The organism is Pseudomonas sivasensis, from assembly GCF_052938085.1.
This window is the reverse complement of record NZ_CP176442.1, coordinates 572,677-588,119: the sequence shown is the minus strand read 5'-3', so window position 1 is coordinate 588,119 and position 15,443 is coordinate 572,677. Positions and strand designations below refer to the sequence as shown.

General features: G+C 60.0%; 16 protein-coding genes. 12 read left to right on the top strand and 4 right to left on the bottom strand.

Features of this window, described 5'->3' with window-relative positions:
* The first annotated feature begins 43 nt into the window (after positions 1-43).
* The 12 genes from ACKZ62_RS02885 (at position 44) to ACKZ62_RS02830 (ending at position 12,709) form a co-directional block, all read left to right on the top strand.
* Entirely contained in the window at positions 44-1,438 is a 1,395-nt protein-coding gene (locus ACKZ62_RS02885) for an ethanolamine ammonia-lyase subunit EutB (protein WP_099603283.1), read from the top strand.
* Positions 1,435-2,268, top strand: a complete 834-nt coding sequence (gene eutC, locus ACKZ62_RS02880; RefSeq protein WP_032884577.1) for an ethanolamine ammonia-lyase subunit EutC — start codon at positions 1,435-1,437, stop codon at positions 2,266-2,268. The genes ACKZ62_RS02885 and eutC overlap by 4 nt, the downstream gene beginning before the upstream one ends.
* Positions 2,269-2,359: 91 nt before the next feature.
* Entirely contained in the window at positions 2,360-2,818 is a 459-nt protein-coding gene (locus ACKZ62_RS02875) for a GNAT family N-acetyltransferase (protein ID WP_032884576.1), read from the top strand.
* A gap of 300 nt (positions 2,819-3,118) precedes the next feature.
* Positions 3,119-3,775: a DedA family protein gene (locus ACKZ62_RS02870; protein WP_122752993.1), complete on the top strand. Its 657-nt coding sequence runs from the start codon at positions 3,119-3,121 to the stop codon at positions 3,773-3,775.
* A gap of 6 nt (positions 3,776-3,781) precedes the next feature.
* Complete coding sequence (locus ACKZ62_RS02865) at positions 3,782-4,597, top strand: M90 family metallopeptidase (RefSeq protein WP_032884574.1); 816 nt, start codon at positions 3,782-3,784, stop codon at positions 4,595-4,597.
* A gap of 108 nt (positions 4,598-4,705) precedes the next feature.
* A complete protein-coding gene (gene ppa, locus ACKZ62_RS02860; protein WP_003176323.1) occupies positions 4,706-5,233 on the top strand; it encodes an inorganic diphosphatase in 528 nt (175 codons plus the stop codon).
* Positions 5,234-5,444: 211 nt separating this feature from the next.
* On the top strand, positions 5,445-6,221 hold the full coding sequence (locus ACKZ62_RS02855; protein WP_447096303.1) for a LexA family transcriptional regulator: 777 nt from the start codon (positions 5,445-5,447) through the stop codon (positions 6,219-6,221).
* A gap of 421 nt (positions 6,222-6,642) precedes the next feature.
* A complete protein-coding gene (ycaC, locus tag ACKZ62_RS02850; RefSeq protein ID WP_122752994.1) occupies positions 6,643-7,275 on the top strand; it encodes an isochorismate family cysteine hydrolase YcaC in 633 nt (210 codons plus the stop codon).
* Between the two features lie 265 nt (positions 7,276-7,540).
* Complete coding sequence (locus ACKZ62_RS02845) at positions 7,541-7,783, top strand: exodeoxyribonuclease VII small subunit (RefSeq protein WP_003176346.1); 243 nt, start codon at positions 7,541-7,543, stop codon at positions 7,781-7,783.
* A complete protein-coding gene (gene ispA / locus ACKZ62_RS02840; protein WP_032884572.1) occupies positions 7,780-8,667 on the top strand; it encodes a (2E,6E)-farnesyl diphosphate synthase in 888 nt (295 codons plus the stop codon). The genes ACKZ62_RS02845 and ispA overlap by 4 nt, the downstream gene beginning before the upstream one ends.
* A 111-nt stretch (positions 8,668-8,778) precedes the next feature.
* Positions 8,779-10,677 (top strand): 1-deoxy-D-xylulose-5-phosphate synthase, encoded by a 1,899-nt coding sequence (gene dxs / locus ACKZ62_RS02835; protein WP_447096302.1) that lies wholly within the window; start codon positions 8,779-8,781, stop codon positions 10,675-10,677.
* A gap of 142 nt (positions 10,678-10,819) precedes the next feature.
* The gene (locus ACKZ62_RS02830; RefSeq protein ID WP_447096301.1) at positions 10,820-12,709 is read left to right on the top strand and encodes a TonB-dependent receptor domain-containing protein; all 1,890 of its coding nucleotides are present in this window, start codon (positions 10,820-10,822) and stop codon (positions 12,707-12,709) included.
* Positions 12,710-12,728: 19 nt separating this feature from the next.
* Here the strand turns inward: ACKZ62_RS02830 and ACKZ62_RS02825 are convergent, their stop codons facing one another.
* From ACKZ62_RS02825 to ACKZ62_RS02810, 4 genes are all read right to left on the bottom strand, one after another.
* A complete protein-coding gene (locus tag ACKZ62_RS02825; protein ID WP_447096300.1) occupies positions 12,729-13,517 on the bottom strand; it encodes a cobalamin-binding protein in 789 nt (262 codons plus the stop codon).
* Positions 13,514-13,930 (bottom strand): nuclear FMR1 interacting 1 family protein, encoded by a 417-nt coding sequence (locus tag ACKZ62_RS02820; protein ID WP_095186193.1) that lies wholly within the window; start codon positions 13,928-13,930, stop codon positions 13,514-13,516. The genes ACKZ62_RS02825 and ACKZ62_RS02820 overlap by 4 nt, the downstream gene beginning before the upstream one ends.
* Complete coding sequence (gene ribA / locus ACKZ62_RS02815; protein ID WP_032884567.1) at positions 13,927-14,544, bottom strand: GTP cyclohydrolase II; 618 nt, start codon at positions 14,542-14,544, stop codon at positions 13,927-13,929. The genes ACKZ62_RS02820 and ribA overlap by 4 nt, the downstream gene beginning before the upstream one ends.
* Before the next feature lie 128 nt (positions 14,545-14,672).
* Positions 14,673-15,401 carry a substrate-binding periplasmic protein gene (locus ACKZ62_RS02810; protein ID WP_447096299.1) on the bottom strand — a complete coding sequence of 243 codons (729 nt, stop codon included), beginning with the start codon at positions 15,399-15,401 and terminating at the stop codon, positions 14,673-14,675.
* Positions 15,402-15,443 lie beyond the last annotated feature (42 nt).

Genomic DNA, 15,443 nt, shown 5'->3' with positions numbered 1-15,443 from the left:
ACCTCGACGCGGGCTGCTGCCCGCGTCGTCAAGGAGACACTGTATGGCAAGCTTTTCCCACGCGGTGGGTGCACAAACCTACCGCTTCGACAGCCTCAAGGACGTGATGGCCAAGGCCAGTCCCGCGCGCTCCGGAGACTTTCTCGCCGGCGTCGCCGCGCAGAACGACGGTGAGCGGGTGGCGGCGCAAATGGCGCTGGCAAATATCCCGTTGAAACACTTCCTCGAAGAAGCGCTGATCCCCTATGAAAGCGATGAAGTCACCCGACTGATCATCGACACCCACGACAAGCAGGCTTTCGCCGTTGTCAGTCACCTGACCGTCGGTGGCCTGCGCGACTGGCTGCTCAGCGACGCTGCCGATGAGCATTCCCTACGCGCCTTGGCGCCGGGTCTGACACCGGAAATGGCTGCTGCGGTGTCCAAGATCATGCGCGTGCAGGACTTGGTACTCGTGGCGCAGAAGATCCGCGTCGTCACCCAGTTTCGCGGCACCATGGGCCTGCGCGGTCGCCTGTCGACCCGCCTGCAACCTAACCACCCGACCGACGAGCCGGCGGGCATCGCTGCGAGCATTCTCGACGGCCTGTTGTACGGTAACGGCGACGCCATGATCGGCATCAACCCGGCCACCGACAGCATCGCCTCGATCTGCGCGATGCTGGAGATGCTCGACGCCATTATCCAGCGCTACGAAATCCCCACCCAGGCCTGTGTGCTGACCCACGTCACCACCTCCATCGAAGCCATCAACCGCGGCGTGCCGCTGGATCTGGTGTTCCAGTCGATTGCCGGCACCGAGGCGGCCAATGCCAGTTTCGGCATCAACCTGAATGTGCTGCAGGAAGGCTACGACGCGGGCTTGAGCTTGAACCGGGGCACTCTGGGCCAAAACCTGATGTATTTCGAAACCGGCCAGGGCAGCGCCTTGTCGGCCAACGCGCATTTTGGCGTCGACCAGCAAACCTGCGAAACCCGCGCCTATGCCGTGGCACGGCATTTCAAACCGTTTCTGGTAAACACGGTGGTCGGGTTTATCGGCCCCGAGTATCTGTACAACGGCAAGCAGATCATCCGTGCCGGCCTGGAAGACCACTTCTGCGGCAAATTGCTGGGTGTACCGATGGGTTGCGACATCTGTTACACCAACCACGCCGAAGCCGACCAGGACGACATGGACACCCTGCTGACCCTGCTGGGCGTGGCCGGGATCAACTTCATCATGGGTATCCCCGGCTCCGACGACATCATGCTCAACTACCAGACCACCTCGTTCCACGACGCCTTGTACGCTCGCCAGACGTTGGGTTTAAAGCCGGCACCGGAGTTTGAACAGTGGCTGGCAAAAATGGGCATTTTTACGCAAGCCGACGGCAAGGTGCGCTTCGGCAACAGCCTGCCACCGGCGTTTCGCCACGCCCTGGCGCAATTGGGATGAAGGAGCCGCCTGTGCAACTCGACCTGCCTGAAAACCCGTGGTTGGAACTGCGGCGCCTGACCCCGGCGCGTATTGCCTTGGGCCGTACCGGTACCAGCATTCCTACCAACGCCCAGCTTGATTTCCAATTTGCCCACGCCCAGGCGCGGGACGCGGTGCATCTGCCTTTCGACCATGCTGGCCTTAGCAGTCAACTGGCCGAACGTGGGCGTGACAGCCTGTTGCTGCACAGCGCCGCAACCGACCGGCATAGCTACTTGCAACGTCCGGATTTGGGGCGGCGCTTGAGCGACGAATCGGCACAGAGCCTGCGGGATTACGCGGCAGCGCATCCCGGCGGCGTGGACCTGGCGGTCGTGGTGGCTGATGGTCTGTCGGCGCTGGCAGTGCATAAACATACGTTGCCGTTTCTTACGCGCATGGAAGAACAAACCCACGCCGAAGGGTGGTCCTTGTCGCCGGTGATCCTGGTGGAACAGGGGCGCGTGGCGGTGGCCGACGAAATCGGGCAACTGCTCGGCGCCAAAATGGTGGTGATCCTCATCGGCGAACGGCCGGGGCTCAGTTCGCCGGACAGTCTGGGGCTGTATTTCACATACAACCCTAAGATCGGACTCACCGATGCCTATCGCAATTGCATCTCCAACGTGCGCTTGGAAGGCTTGAGTTACGGGATGGCGGCCCATCGTTTGCTGTATTTGATGAAAGAGGCGTGTCGCCGGCAGCTCTCGGGGGTAAACCTCAAGGATGAGGCACAGCTGCAGACCATCGAGTCCGACGATCCGAACCTGATGAAAGGTAATTTCCTGCTCAGCCCACCGCAGGACTGATCCCGGCACGATTGCGCTTTTTGGCGTCTTTAGGCAGCATCAATTCACGGCCGCACGTGTGGTCATACCCATCTGGAAGTTGAGGCCTGGCATGCGGATTACTCAAGCGACCCTGGAACACCTGGACCTGTTGACCCCGCTGTTCGTCAAATACCGCGAGTTTTATGGGGCCCTGCCGTTCCCGGACTCATCGCGGGCTTTTTTGGAAAAGCGCCTGCGCCGCAAGGAGTCGGTGATTTACCTGGCCTTGGCCGATGATGACGACAAGAAGTTGCTTGGTTTTTGTCAGTTGTATCCGAGCTTTTCGTCGCTTTCGCTCAAGCGGGTGTGGATCCTCAACGACATCTATGTGGCCGAAGACGCGCGCCGGCAACTGGTGGCGGATAACTTGATGCGCACAGCGAAGAAGATGGCCAAGGAGACTCACGCGGTGCGGCTGCGGGTATCGACCAGCAGTGATAACCAAGTGGCGCAGAAGACGTACGAGTCAATCGGGTTTCGTGAAGACACCGAGTTCAAGAACTACACCTTGCCGATCAGCGAAGACTGACTCCCGGACACCGTGGACACCTTGTGGGAGGGGGCTTGCCCCCGATAGCGGTTTGTCAGTCAGACTATTTATAACTGACCCACCGCTTTCGCGAGCAAGCCCGCTCCCACATTGATTTCTGGCGATCTTCAGACCTCACGCCACGACATCCCCCGCTACAAAACCAACACGCTTTTCACCTCTCAATCCGTATAATGCGGACCTTTCAGGGTTGTAAGAAATGCGGCATACACTTGTAGCCTTATTACCCGAGCTTCCGCACAGGCCTGCTGAGCCGGGCCGTTCACACAGGTGCCATCCATGGATTTCAACCCGCTCGACCTTATCCTGCATCTCGACGTCTACCTCGACCTGCTGGTAACCAATTACGGTCCGTGGATCTACGCCATTCTGTTTCTGGTCATCTTTTGCGAAACCGGTCTGGTGGTCATGCCGTTCCTGCCAGGCGACTCCTTGCTATTTATCGCCGGAGCCATCGCCGCAGGTGGCGGCATGGACCCGGTATTGCTGGGCGGCCTGTTGATGTTGGCGGCAATCCTCGGCGACAGCACCAACTACGTAATCGGACGAACAGCCGGAGAACGCCTGTTCAGTAACCCGAACTCGAAGATTTTCCGCCGCGACTATCTGCAAAAAACCCACGATTTCTACGACAAGCACGGCGGCAAAACCGTGACCCTGGCGCGCTTCCTGCCGATTCTGCGCACCTTTGCGCCGTTCGTGGCCGGCATCGCGAGAATGCCCTACCCACGGTTCTTCGGATTCAGCGTGCTGGGCACTATCCTCTGGGTCGGCGGCCTGGTGACCCTGGGCTACTTCTTCGGCAACGTGCCCTTTATCAAGAAAAACCTGTCGCTGCTGGTGGTGTTCATCATCCTGCTGTCCCTGGTGCCGATGATCATTGGTGTGTTCCGCAGCCGTTTTGGCCGCACTTCCTCCGAAGCCAAGCCGCAGTAACCTGCGATGTGGTCCCTCAGCGCCTGGCGTCGCCGGCGCCTGCTGGCCAAGCACCCGATTGCCGATGAAACCTGGCAACGGGTGCGCCACCACCTGACCTTCCTCGACGGTATCAGCGCCGAGCAGGACCAGTGGTTGCGCGAAGCCTGCGTGGTGTTTCTCGCCGAAAAACACCTCACCGCCCTGCCGGGCGTCGAGCTGCACCAGGAACAACGCCTGCTGCTCGCCGCTCAGGCGCAATTGCCACTGATGAACCTCGGCGACCTCGACTGGTATCAGGGCTTCCACGAAATCGTGTTGTACCCCGACGACTTCCTGAGCCCCCAGCGCCATCGAGACAGCAGCGGTATCGAACACGAGTGGGACGGCGAACACAGCGGTGAAGCCTGGCAGCAAGGCCCGGTGATCCTCGCCTGGCCGGGCGTACTTGCCAGCGGCCAGTGGGAGGGCTACAACCTAGTGATCCACGAACTGGCCCACAAACTCGACATGCTCAACGGCGACGCCAACGGCCTACCGCCGCTGCACCACGACATGCGCGTGCAGGAATGGGCCAGCGTGATGCAAAGCGCTTATGACGATCTCAATCGCCAGTTGGACGCCAACCCGGACGCCGACACCGAGATCGACCCCTACGCCGCAGAAAACCCGGCGGAATTCTTCGCAGTCACCAGCGAATATTTTTTCAGCGCCCCGGATTTACTGGTCCGCACTTATCCACAGGTGTATGCCCAACTCAGTCGCTTTTATCGCCAAGACCCCTTGGCCCGCCTGACCCATCTGCAAGCCCACGACCCGCGTTATCAGCCACAAGACGAATGACCGTACGACGTCTGGCGCATGGCATCGCCGTCAGAATATGCCTATAATCGCCGCCACTTTTAGGCCAATCCGGCCATGTCATATGGCCAACTACGGGGGCAACGCCCAATGAGCTACAGCAAGATTCCGGCTGGCAAAGACCTGCCGAACGACATCTACGTCGCCATCGAGATTCCGGCCAACCACGCGCCGATCAAATACGAAATCGACAAAGACAGCGACTGCCTGTTCGTTGACCGTTTCATGGCCACCCCAATGTTCTATCCGGCCAACTACGGTTTCATCCCGAACACCCTGGCTGACGACGGTGATCCCCTCGACGTGCTGGTCGTAACGCCTTACCCGGTCACCCCTGGTTCGGTCATCCGCGCACGTCCAGTCGGCATCCTGAACATGACCGACGACGGCGGCGGCGATGCCAAAGTTATCGCAGTCCCACACGACAAGCTGTCCCAGCTGTATGTGGACGTGAAGGAATACACCGACCTGCCACCACTGCTGCTGGAACAGATCAAGCACTTCTTCGAGAACTACAAAGACCTCGAAAAAGGCAAGTGGGTGAAGATCGACGGTTGGGGCAACGCAGACGCCGCCCGCGCCGAGATCATGAAGTCGGTTGCAGCCTACAAAGGCTGATACCCGCTCTTCATTGCCCCGGCAATTAAAAAGCCCCGATTATTCGGGGCTTTTTTGTAGGAAAACTAAACAACAAGTTCAAAAATTAATACACGCCGTTCAACTAAGCGATACAACTGAAAGATCAAGCCACAACTAAGCAAAAACCTACAGGCGCAATTCAACGCATGGTTTATTTGATTGGTTTTCTTGGCCAGTAAACTCTGCGTTTATGAATACATCAGGTGATCGTTTAAAAGTGCTATTGCAGGAAGTTCATCTTTCCGCATCCGACTTCGCCAAAAACCGTGGTGTCACGCCTCAACACGTGAACAACTGGTTCAAACGCGGTGTACCCATGGGCCGACTCAACGAGTTTGCAGAACTTCTCTGCGTCTCCAGCCGTTGGCTGCGCACCGGCGAAGGCCCCAAACACCCACCGGCCAACTTCCTGCTGGAAGGCCCAGACGCCCGGAAAGGACTGCCCAGCACCCGAGAAGGAGGCGGAAAGTACCTCACAGGCCCAACCTGCCCTCCGGAACCACTCGACGTGGAGATTCCCCCCCACCCCACATTCACCTCAACCGAGCGCATCCGCGTCTCCCTGCATACTCTCGAAACCCTTACCGTCAACCCTGACCGCGCGGTAGGCGCCTACATGGTCGACCACAGCATGATCGACATCATCCAACAGGGCGCCACCCTCGCCATCGACAGAGGCCGCACCCAAATCATTGATGGCGAAATCTACGCCGTCGAACACGACGGCATGCTGCGCATCAAATATCTCTACAACCGTCCAGGGGGAGGGTTGCGCATGCGAAGCCACAACGCCAGCGAACACCCGGACGAATACCTCAACCATGAAGAACGCTTCGAGCAGAACTTCAAAATCGTCGGCTGGATATTCTGGTGGTCCACCCTCAACAACCGCCGCCCGCCCGTGCCGCTGGATGAGCACCTATTAGGCTGGGAAGGCTCTAAATCGGAACCGGAGGTGGGCATTTAAGGTGAATGTGGGTATCATGCGCCGCACATTTGGCAGGGGGTGGCTTAAGGCTAACCACCCTGCTCGGCGAAGCGGAGGAGTTCCCGCGGATGCCCCTACTATTCAGCCCGACGCAATGTGGGCTGAGCGATTTGAAGGCTGGTGAGGTTTGTCAAAAACAAGCTGAGGCAGTCCCCGAGAAGCCGGCCACAAGCCGGCTTTTTAATGCCTCTAATAATCTCCCCCCTGCAAATCAAGCCAACGTGCACCCATCCTCTTGGCCTCCGCTCGCTCCCAACGCCATGCCCAGCCTCCATCCTTTGTCCCTTTTTAGTTGACAGTAAGACTCCCCTGGCCCGATTTATCCTCCAATCACGACCCATTAATCTGTGCCCATGTTGAACGCAACGCCAAACCCACTTAAACAAAAAAGGATTCAACCATGAGCACTCCGACCTACAACCGCTTGAACAAAGACGACGCCGTAGTCCTGCTGGTCGACCACCAGACCGGCTTGATTTCCTTGGTGCAAGACTTCTCGCCCAACGAGTTCAAGAACAACGTGCTGGCACTGGCCGACCTGGCCAAATTCTTCAACCTGCCGACCATCCTCACCACCAGCTTTGAGCAAGGCCCCAACGGCCCTCTGGTGCCTGAGTTGAAGGAGATGTTCCCGGACGCGCCGTACATCGCTCGTCCTGGCCAGATCAATGCGTGGGACAACGAAGACTTCGTCAAGGCGATCAAGGCTACCGGCCGTAAGCAGATCATCATTGCCGGCGTAGTAACGGATGTGTGCGTAGCGTTCCCGACCTTGTCGGCGTTGGCAGAAGGGTTTGAGGTGTTTGTGGTGACCGATGCATCCGGCACGTTCAATACCACCGTGCAACAAGCGGCATGGAACCGGATGACGCAAGCCGGTGCACAGTTGATGAACTGGTTCTCGGTGGCGTGTGAGCTGCACCGCGACTGGCGCAACGATATCGAAGGCCTGGGCAATCTGTTGTCCCAGCGTATTCCCAACTATCGCAACTTGATGAATGGTTATGCGGCGCTGACAGCCCATCAGAAATAAGTCAGCCGAAATTCCCGATAAGCCTGCCTTGAAAAGCAGGCTTTCGGTGTTCACCTGAGCGTAACCCGTCCGTTCACGCTCAACTTGCTCGGGGCTTGGCAACTGTTTTGCAACTGCCGGCAACGTCCCCATCCCGCGTGTTGCGGGACCACCTGTGTTCAATCGACGGTGCGATTTACCACCTCGTAATTCCCACCACTCATTTGCCCCACTCCCCCATGTCTGCTAGTGTCCCGCCGGTTTACCGTCTACCGGAATAGCCGCCATGGCCCGCAAAAAAGTTGCACTCGATTTCGAACAATCCCTCGCCGACCTGCAAACCCTGGTCGAGCGTCTGGAGAATGGCGAGTTGTCGCTGGAGGACTCGCTGACGGCGTTTGAGCAAGGCATCGGCCTGACTCGCGACTGCCAGAGCGCGCTGGCGCAGGCGGAGCAGAAGGTGCAGGTGTTGCTGGAGCGTGACGGGGAGTTGGCCGAAGAACCTTTCGATGCGGAACAGCCGGAATGATCGACGCGTATCAGGCCAGTAGCCAAGCCCGGGTGAATGCGGCGCTGGAGCCCTTGTTTGTTGCGCCCAGCCCAGAAATGAACCGTCTCTATGCAGCCATGCGCTATAGCGTGATGAATGGCGGCAAGCGTGTGCGCCCGTTGCTGGCGTATGCGGCGTGTGAAGCCCTCGGTGCGCCTGCCGAGCAGGCCAACGGCGCGGCGTGTGCGGTGGAGCTGATCCACGCTTATTCCCTGGTACACGACGATTTGCCGGCAATGGACGACGACGATCTGCGTCGCGGCCAGCCAACCACTCATAAAGCCTTTGATGAAGCCTATGCGATTCTGGCCGGTGACGGCCTTCAAAGCCTGGCGTTCAGCGCATTGCTGGACCCGGGCTTGAGCAGCGTCAACGCCGAGACTCGCCTGCGCATGGTCACCGCCCTCGCCCACGCTGCCGGCCCGGCCGGTATGGTCGGTGGGCAGGCGATCGACATGGGTTCGGTCAGTCTCAAGCTGGATCAAAAAGCTCTGGAACATATGCATCGCCACAAGACCGGCGCGCTCATAGAGGCTGCCGTGCACCTCGGTGCCCTGGCCAGTGGCCGTGCCGAAGCTGCACAGTTGGCGGCCTTGCAGACGTATTCCCGGGCCATCGGCCTGGCTTTCCAAGTGCAGGACGACATTCTCGACGTGGAAAGTGACACGGCCACCTTGGGCAAGCGCCAAGGTGCCGATATCGCACGGGACAAACCGACTTATCCTGCGCTACTTGGTCTCGACGCTGCCAAGGCATATGCCCTGGAACTGCGCGACCAGGCCCTGGACGCCCTGCGACCTTTCGACGCGGCAGCCGCGCCACTGCGTGACCTGGCGCGGTATATCGTCGAACGCCGCCACTGATAACAGCGGCCATTGCAGCCGCATATCGGCCAAGTTCGGCGCTCTGCGTGGGCAGTTTGCGATGCTTGAGGTAAACTGCCGCCTCTTCTTATACCTATAACGATTCGCCTGATGCCCACGACGTTTCAAGAGATTCCCCGCAAGCGCCCGTCCACGCCCCTGCTCGACCGTGCTGTCACGCCGGACGGCCTGCGTCGTCTGGGTGAAGCCGAGCTGGAAACCCTGGCCGATGAACTGCGCCTGGAATTGCTCTACACGGTCGGTCAGACCGGTGGGCATTTTGGTGCAGGCCTGGGCGTCATCGAGCTGACCATCGCGTTGCATTACGTGTTCGATACCCCGGACGACCGGCTGGTGTGGGACGTGGGCCATCAGGCGTATCCGCATAAAATCCTCACCGGCCGACGCGAGCGCATGAGTACCCTGCGCCAAAAGGACGGTGTTGCCGCCTTCCCGCGTCGCGCCGAGAGCGAGTACGACACCTTTGGCGTCGGTCACTCCAGCACCTCTATCAGTGCAGCGCTGGGCATGGCGATTGCCGCCCGCCTGCAAAACAGTGATCGCAAGGCGATTGCCGTGATCGGTGATGGCGCGTTGACCGCCGGCATGGCCTTCGAAGCGCTGAACCATGCGCCTGAAGTGAACGCCAACATGTTGGTGATCCTCAATGACAACGACATGTCGATCTCTCGCAATGTCGGTGGCCTGTCCAACTACCTGGCAAAAATCCTCTCCAGCCGTACCTACGCCAGCATGCGCGAAGGCAGCAAGAAGGTGCTCTCGCGTCTGCCCGGCGCGTGGGAAATTGCCCGACGCACCGAAGAATATGCCAAGGGCATGCTTGTCCCCGGTACCCTGTTCGAAGAGCTGGGCTGGAACTACATCGGCCCTATCGACGGCCACGACCTGCCCACTCTGATCGCCACGCTGCGTAACATGCGCGACCTCAAAGGCCCGCAGTTCCTGCATATCGTCACCAAGAAAGGTAAAGGCTTCGCCCCGGCGGAAGTCGACCCGATTGGTTACCACGCGATCACCAAGCTGGAACCTGTGGACGCCCCAGCCGCTGCGCCGAAAAAGGCCAGCGGGCCGAAGTATTCCGGTGTGTTTGGCGAATGGCTGTGCGACATGGCCGCTGCCGACTCGCGCCTGGTGGGCATTACCCCGGCGATGAAGGAAGGCTCCGACCTGGTGGCGTTCAGCGAGCGTTTCCCGCTGCGCTATTTCGACGTGGCGATTGCCGAGCAGCACGCGGTGACTTTCGCCGCCGGTATGGCCTGTGAAGGCGCCAAGCCAGTAGTAGCGATTTACTCCACTTTCCTGCAACGCGGTTATGACCAGCTCATTCACGATGTGGCGGTGCAGAACCTTGACGTGCTGTTCGCCATCGACCGCGCGGGTCTTGTAGGCGAAGACGGCCCAACTCACGCCGGCAGCTTCGACCTATCGTACCTGCGTTGCATCCCCGGCATGCTGGTAATGACGCCGAGCGACGAGAACGAACTGCGCAAGATGCTCAGCACTGGCCACCTGTATAACGGCCCGGCCGCCGTGCGTTACCCGCGTGGTAATGGCCCGAATGCAGTGATCGAAAAAGATCTGGAGCCGATCGAGATCGGCAAAGGCATCGTGCGTCGCCAGGGCAGCCAGGTCGCGTTCCTGGTGTTCGGCGTGCAATTGGCCGAAGCACTGAAAGTCGCCGAAAAGATCGACGCGACCGTGGTCGATATGCGCTTCGTCAAACCGCTGGATGAAGCCTTGGTACGCGAGATCGCCGGTAGCCATGAGTTGCTGGTGACCGTTGAAGAGAACGCCATCATGGGCGGCGCCGGCGCGGCAGTCAGTGAGTTCCTGGCACGGGAGAATATCCTCAAGTCGGTGCTGCACCTGGGCTTGCCGGATGTGTACGTCGAACACGCCAAGCCAGCGCAGATGCTGGCGGAGTGCGGCTTGGACGAAGCAGGGATCGAGGCTTCGGTGCGCGCACGAATGGTGCTGCTGGACCTCTAGAAACCGGATCAACATGTGGGAGGGGGCTTGCCCCCGATAGCGGCAGTTCAGTCAACAACTATGCTGACTGACAGGCCGCCATCGGGGGTCAAGCGCCCTCCCACATTTGATTTGTGTCACCTTCAAAAGCTGTGAACAGTCTATGAATCGCCTGTACCTTGCCCTGCTGCTTCTGCCCTCCCCTGAATTGCTCGCCGAAACCCGCGACGAGGCCCTGAAGCTCCCCGAAGTGGTTATCAGCGCAAACCGTCAGGTGCAGGCGCGCAACGACAGCAGCGCCGCCAACTCCGTCTTCACCCGCGACGACATCGACCGCCTGCAACCCACCAGCCTCACTGACCTGCTCAGCCGAGTGCCCGGCGCGCAAGTCGCGCGAACCGGCGGACGCGGCAGTTTGCCGGGGATCTACCTACGCGGCACTAAATCCGCCCAGAGCCTGGTGCTGGTGGACGGCCAGCGCATCGCTAACGCCACGTCCGGCGACAGCGGCCTGCAATACCTGAATATCGACCAGATTGAGCGCGTGGAAGTCCTGCGCGGCTCGCGCTCGGTGATCTACGGCAGCGATGCCATCGGCGGTGTGATCCAAGTGTTTACCCGGCGCAACGCCGAGCAAGGCCTGCAACCGCGCGTGAAACTGGGTTTTGGTAGTCATAACACTTGGGAGCGCAGCCTCGGTCTCTCGGGTGGCGATGAACACACGCGCTTCAACCTCGGGGCGAGCCTGGATGAAACTGCCGGGATCAATTCGACCCACGAATCCTTCCCCAGCGACGGCGACCATGATGCCTATCGCAACCAATCGGTGAGCCTGAACCTCAGCCATTCGTTCAGCGATGCGCTGGAGGTGGGTTTCAACCTGCTGGATAACCGTGGCAAGTCGGAGTACGACAACAGCTTCGGCCGCTACGACATCGTCACCAAGCAGACTGTTGGGCAAAAACCCTACACCGACTACGCCGTGAGCAGCGCCAGCGGTTATATCGACGCCACGTTCAGTGAGCGCTGGCAATCGCGCGTGGAACTGGGCCACAGCGAGAACCGTGACACCAAACGCGACACCCTCAGTGATTATTTCAGCGCATTCAACACCTACCGCGACTCCGTCAACTGGCAGAACGACCTGACCCTGGATGAACAGAACAGCCTGATCTTGGGCGGTGACTGGTACGAAGACCGCTTCCACGGTTCCACCACTTTCACCGAAAACAGCCGCTGGAACCGCGCCGCCTTTGTGCAGCACCGCTTCCGCGGCGAACGGTTCTCCACAGAGCTGGGTCTGCGCCACGACGAGAACCAGCAGTTCGGCGGCCAGAACAGCTGGAGCGGTACGCTCACCGTGCCGGTCAATCCCGACAATGACCTGTTACTGAGTTACAGCGAAGGATTCCGTGCGCCGAGCTTCAACGACCTGTATTACCCGCAAACGCAATACAGCAACCCCAACCTGCAGCCCGAAACCTCGAAAAGCTACGAACTGCAATGGCGCAGCCAACTGAGTGACAGCACGCGCCTGGAAGCCTCGGTGTACCGCACCGACCTGAGCAATGCGATCATCCTCGACCGTACCGACAAACCGCAGAATGTGGCATCGGCGCGCATCGATGGCTTTGAAGCGGCGCTGAAACAGGAACTGTTCGGCTGGCAGGGCAACCTGGGTGTTTCGATCATCGACCCGCGCGACCGCGACAGCGGCCACACCTTGGCCCGTCGTGCACGCCGCACATTGAGCCTGGATATGGATCGGCAATTCGATCAGGTAGGCGTGGGCGCCAGTTGGCAGGCCATCAGCAATAGCTACGACAATGAAGACAACACGCAGCGCCTGGGCGGCTACGGATTGCTCGGGTTGCGCAGCAGTTGGGCGGTTAGCCGAGAAGTAGCGCTGTCGCTGAAGGTTGATAACGTGCTGGATAAATCCTATTCGCGGGCACGTTATAGCTACAACGATCCGGCATTTCTGAACAATCAGGATTACCGTGAAGAGGGCCGGGCGTGGATGTTTGGTGTGACCTGGACACCTGAAATCTGATTGTCGCCTAGTACTGGCTTCATCGGCTCGGGGCAATTACCTGACACAGCCGCGCCAGCGCTTCCAGCATCTGCCCGCTGGGCCGTTCCAGGCCTTTGTCCGGAACCAACTGTACCCGCGCCGCCATGCTTGGCCAGTCCTTCCAGGCGTCCTTCTGAGCCTGATCGCCCACCAGAATCATTTCGGGATTACGTTGCAACACCGACTCGATGCTGACCTGCGGTGCGGGTAGCTTCAGGTCGTCAAACACGTTGCGCGCACCGCACACGCTCAGCGCGTCGCTGATGATCTGGCCACCGCCCACGGTGTACAGCGGCTGGTTCCACACCTGATAGAACACCCGCAACGGTTCGACACGTTGATAACGCTGGCGCAACCCGGCCAGGCGCTCGCGCAGTTGCGCGGCCAATTGCCGGCCGGCGTCGGCACGGCCTAATTGCTCGGCTATGGCCTGGACTTGGGTGGTCAACTGTTCGAGGCTATGAGGTTCGGCGACGTACACCGGAATATTCAGGCGTTGCAGCGGCTCGCGCGGGGCCGGGCCGACACTGCCGGGCCACAGCAGAATCAGGTCGGGATTGAGGCTGAGCAGGCGCTCCATGTCTAACTGGCCGTAATGCCCCACCGATGGCACCTTCACCAACTCGGCCGGCCGTTCGCCGCCATCAAGCACGCCTACCAGCAGATCGGCAGCACCCAGTTCGACCACGATTTCAGATAGGGATGGCGCCAGGCTCACCACCCGCTCGGCGGCCAAGGCCTGTGCACTCAGTGTCAGCAGCAGAAGCGCCAGCCAGCGGTGCATCATCCGAGTTGACGGGGAATGCGGTAGAGGTAAAACAGCACCATCGTCGACAGCGCCAGCAGGAACAGCGGCACCGCTTCCAGGCCAACGAACACCGCCAGCGCGCCCACCCACGCGGGAATCGCCGCCACCAGCAAAGCCGTGCGCCGGCGGGCCGCGAGGGTGATCCAGGCAGCCGGTTCTTCGGGAGTATCGAGAGCTTTTGAGGTGGCGATCAGCGCGTGTTTATAGCCGTGGAAGTAACGCAGGCTTAGGAACATCGAGGCCACGCCAGCGATGAAGAACGGCATCGCCAGAACGGGCAGCAGCGCTACCTGGCCAAACACCAGGTTGAGCACGAACAACGGAAGCAGCGCCAGGGCCAGGTACTGCCACCAGTTGAAGGACAGTCGCCGCTTTACCTGGCCACGGGTCACGCGCGGTCGACCTCGCCCTGATGCTCGTTGCCCATCATATGGTCGAGCTTGCTGGCTTTGGTCGCCAGATAGAGCTTGTTGTGGGGGTTTTGCCCGGTATGCAGCGGCACACGCTCGGCCACGGTGATGCCCATCTCGGTCAAGGCTTTGACCTTGCGCGGGTTGTTGGTCATCAGACGCAGGGATTTCACGCCCAGGTGCTCAAGCATTGGCAGGCAGATCGCGTAGTCACGCTGGTCTGCAGCGAAACCCAGGCGCTCGTTGGCCTCAACGGTATCAGCGCCGCCGTCTTGCAGCTCGTAGGCGCGGATTTTGTTCAGCAGGCCAATACCGCGGCCTTCCTGGCGCAGATACAGCAGCACGCCACGGCCTTCACGGGCGATGGCGCGCATGGCCGCCTCCAGTTGCGAGCCGCAGTCACAGCGCTGGCTGAACAACGCATCGCCGGTCAGGCACTCGGAATGCACACGACCCAGTACTGGCGCGCCATCCGCGATATCGCCGAGGCTGAGCACAACGTGCTCACGCCCGGTGGCTTCTTCGAGAAAGCCGTTCATGGTGAACGTGGCAAAAGGGGTAGGCAGCTTGGAAGCGGCGACGAAAACGACGGGCACCGTGTGCTCCTGATTTCAGATTTTACAGAGGCGGGCATTGTAACAGCAGGTTCCTGCACACGCTTAAGCTGAATGATCGCTGATAAAGATCAATCGGTTCGATTGGCCTTCATCTCGGTTCTATGCAGTTAGAAGGGATACGGCAGGTTCCAGCGCTGGAAGATCGGCTTCAGCACGCCGCTTTTGACCAGCACGGCCATGCGCTGATCGTACACGGTGCGTAACGAACGGCCGCGCTCGGTATCGGCAAAGCCAACGTATAGCGGCAGGTCGATGATGTGGGTAAGCCTGAACGTGGAAGGGTCTCGCGCCTGTTTGAGGACGTATTGCGTTTCGCTGAGGGCATCGATGTAGAAATCGGCCCGACCATGCTGGAGCATCGGTAAAATCCCATCGCGCCGCTGGATCTGGTTGAAACGTCGCACATTGGGCAAGTACGCCTCGTACCGATAGCCGCGTACCCAGGCCAGGCGGTATTCACCCAGCGTTGCGACGCTCGGGATCGGGGAGGTTGCCAGCCCAAGGGCGTAGATAGCGTCGGAGTCCAACTTCCAGTGCGGGTAAAGGACGCCCGTGACCTCGTCACGGTAAGAGCCGACCCAACCATCTACCTCACCGCGCTGGGCCAGGCCCACCGAGCGGGTATAGGGCTCGATGCGGGTGTGCAGAGTGATCCCGACCGGCTCGAAGACCTGCCGCAGCACATCCCAGGCCAGACCGCTGCCGTCCGCATTGGTGTAGTCGTCCCAAGCCTCACTGGCGAGCATGATCTTGCCTGGTACAACAGACTCATCCTGCGCCAGGACCCACGCCGGAATGACACACAGCAGTGTCAGCAGCCAGTGGCGCACATCCATGGGTACGACCTCCTGCAATGCCTTGCTTGCGTAATGACGTAG

Bases quoted from the DNA above. Each gene is read 5' to 3' on its own strand.
- ppa (WP_003176323.1), top strand. From the start codon at position 4,706: ATGAGCTACAGCAAGATTCCGGCTGGCAAAGACCTGCCGAACGACATC.
- ACKZ62_RS02865 (WP_032884574.1), top strand. From the start codon at position 3,782: ATGTGGTCCCTCAGCGCCTGGCGTCGCCGGCGCCTGCTGGCCAAGCAC.
- ACKZ62_RS02885 (WP_099603283.1), top strand. From the start codon at position 44: ATGGCAAGCTTTTCCCACGCGGTGGGTGCACAAACCTACCGCTTCGAC.
- ACKZ62_RS02875 (WP_032884576.1), top strand. From the start codon at position 2,360: ATGCGGATTACTCAAGCGACCCTGGAACACCTGGACCTGTTGACCCCG.
- ispA (WP_032884572.1), top strand. From the start codon at position 7,780: ATGATCGACGCGTATCAGGCCAGTAGCCAAGCCCGGGTGAATGCGGCG.
- ACKZ62_RS02870 (WP_122752993.1), top strand. From the start codon at position 3,119: ATGGATTTCAACCCGCTCGACCTTATCCTGCATCTCGACGTCTACCTC.
- ACKZ62_RS02810 (WP_447096299.1), bottom strand. From the start codon at position 15,401: ATGGATGTGCGCCACTGGCTGCTGACACTGCTGTGTGTCATTCCGGCG.
- eutC (WP_032884577.1), top strand. From the start codon at position 1,435: ATGAAGGAGCCGCCTGTGCAACTCGACCTGCCTGAAAACCCGTGGTTG.
- ACKZ62_RS02855 (WP_447096303.1), top strand. From the start codon at position 5,445: ATGAATACATCAGGTGATCGTTTAAAAGTGCTATTGCAGGAAGTTCAT.
- ACKZ62_RS02830 (WP_447096301.1), top strand. From the start codon at position 10,820: ATGAATCGCCTGTACCTTGCCCTGCTGCTTCTGCCCTCCCCTGAATTG.
- ACKZ62_RS02825 (WP_447096300.1), bottom strand. From the start codon at position 13,517: ATGATGCACCGCTGGCTGGCGCTTCTGCTGCTGACACTGAGTGCACAG.
- ACKZ62_RS02845 (WP_003176346.1), top strand. From the start codon at position 7,541: ATGGCCCGCAAAAAAGTTGCACTCGATTTCGAACAATCCCTCGCCGAC.
- dxs (WP_447096302.1), top strand. From the start codon at position 8,779: ATGCCCACGACGTTTCAAGAGATTCCCCGCAAGCGCCCGTCCACGCCC.
- ycaC (WP_122752994.1), top strand. From the start codon at position 6,643: ATGAGCACTCCGACCTACAACCGCTTGAACAAAGACGACGCCGTAGTC.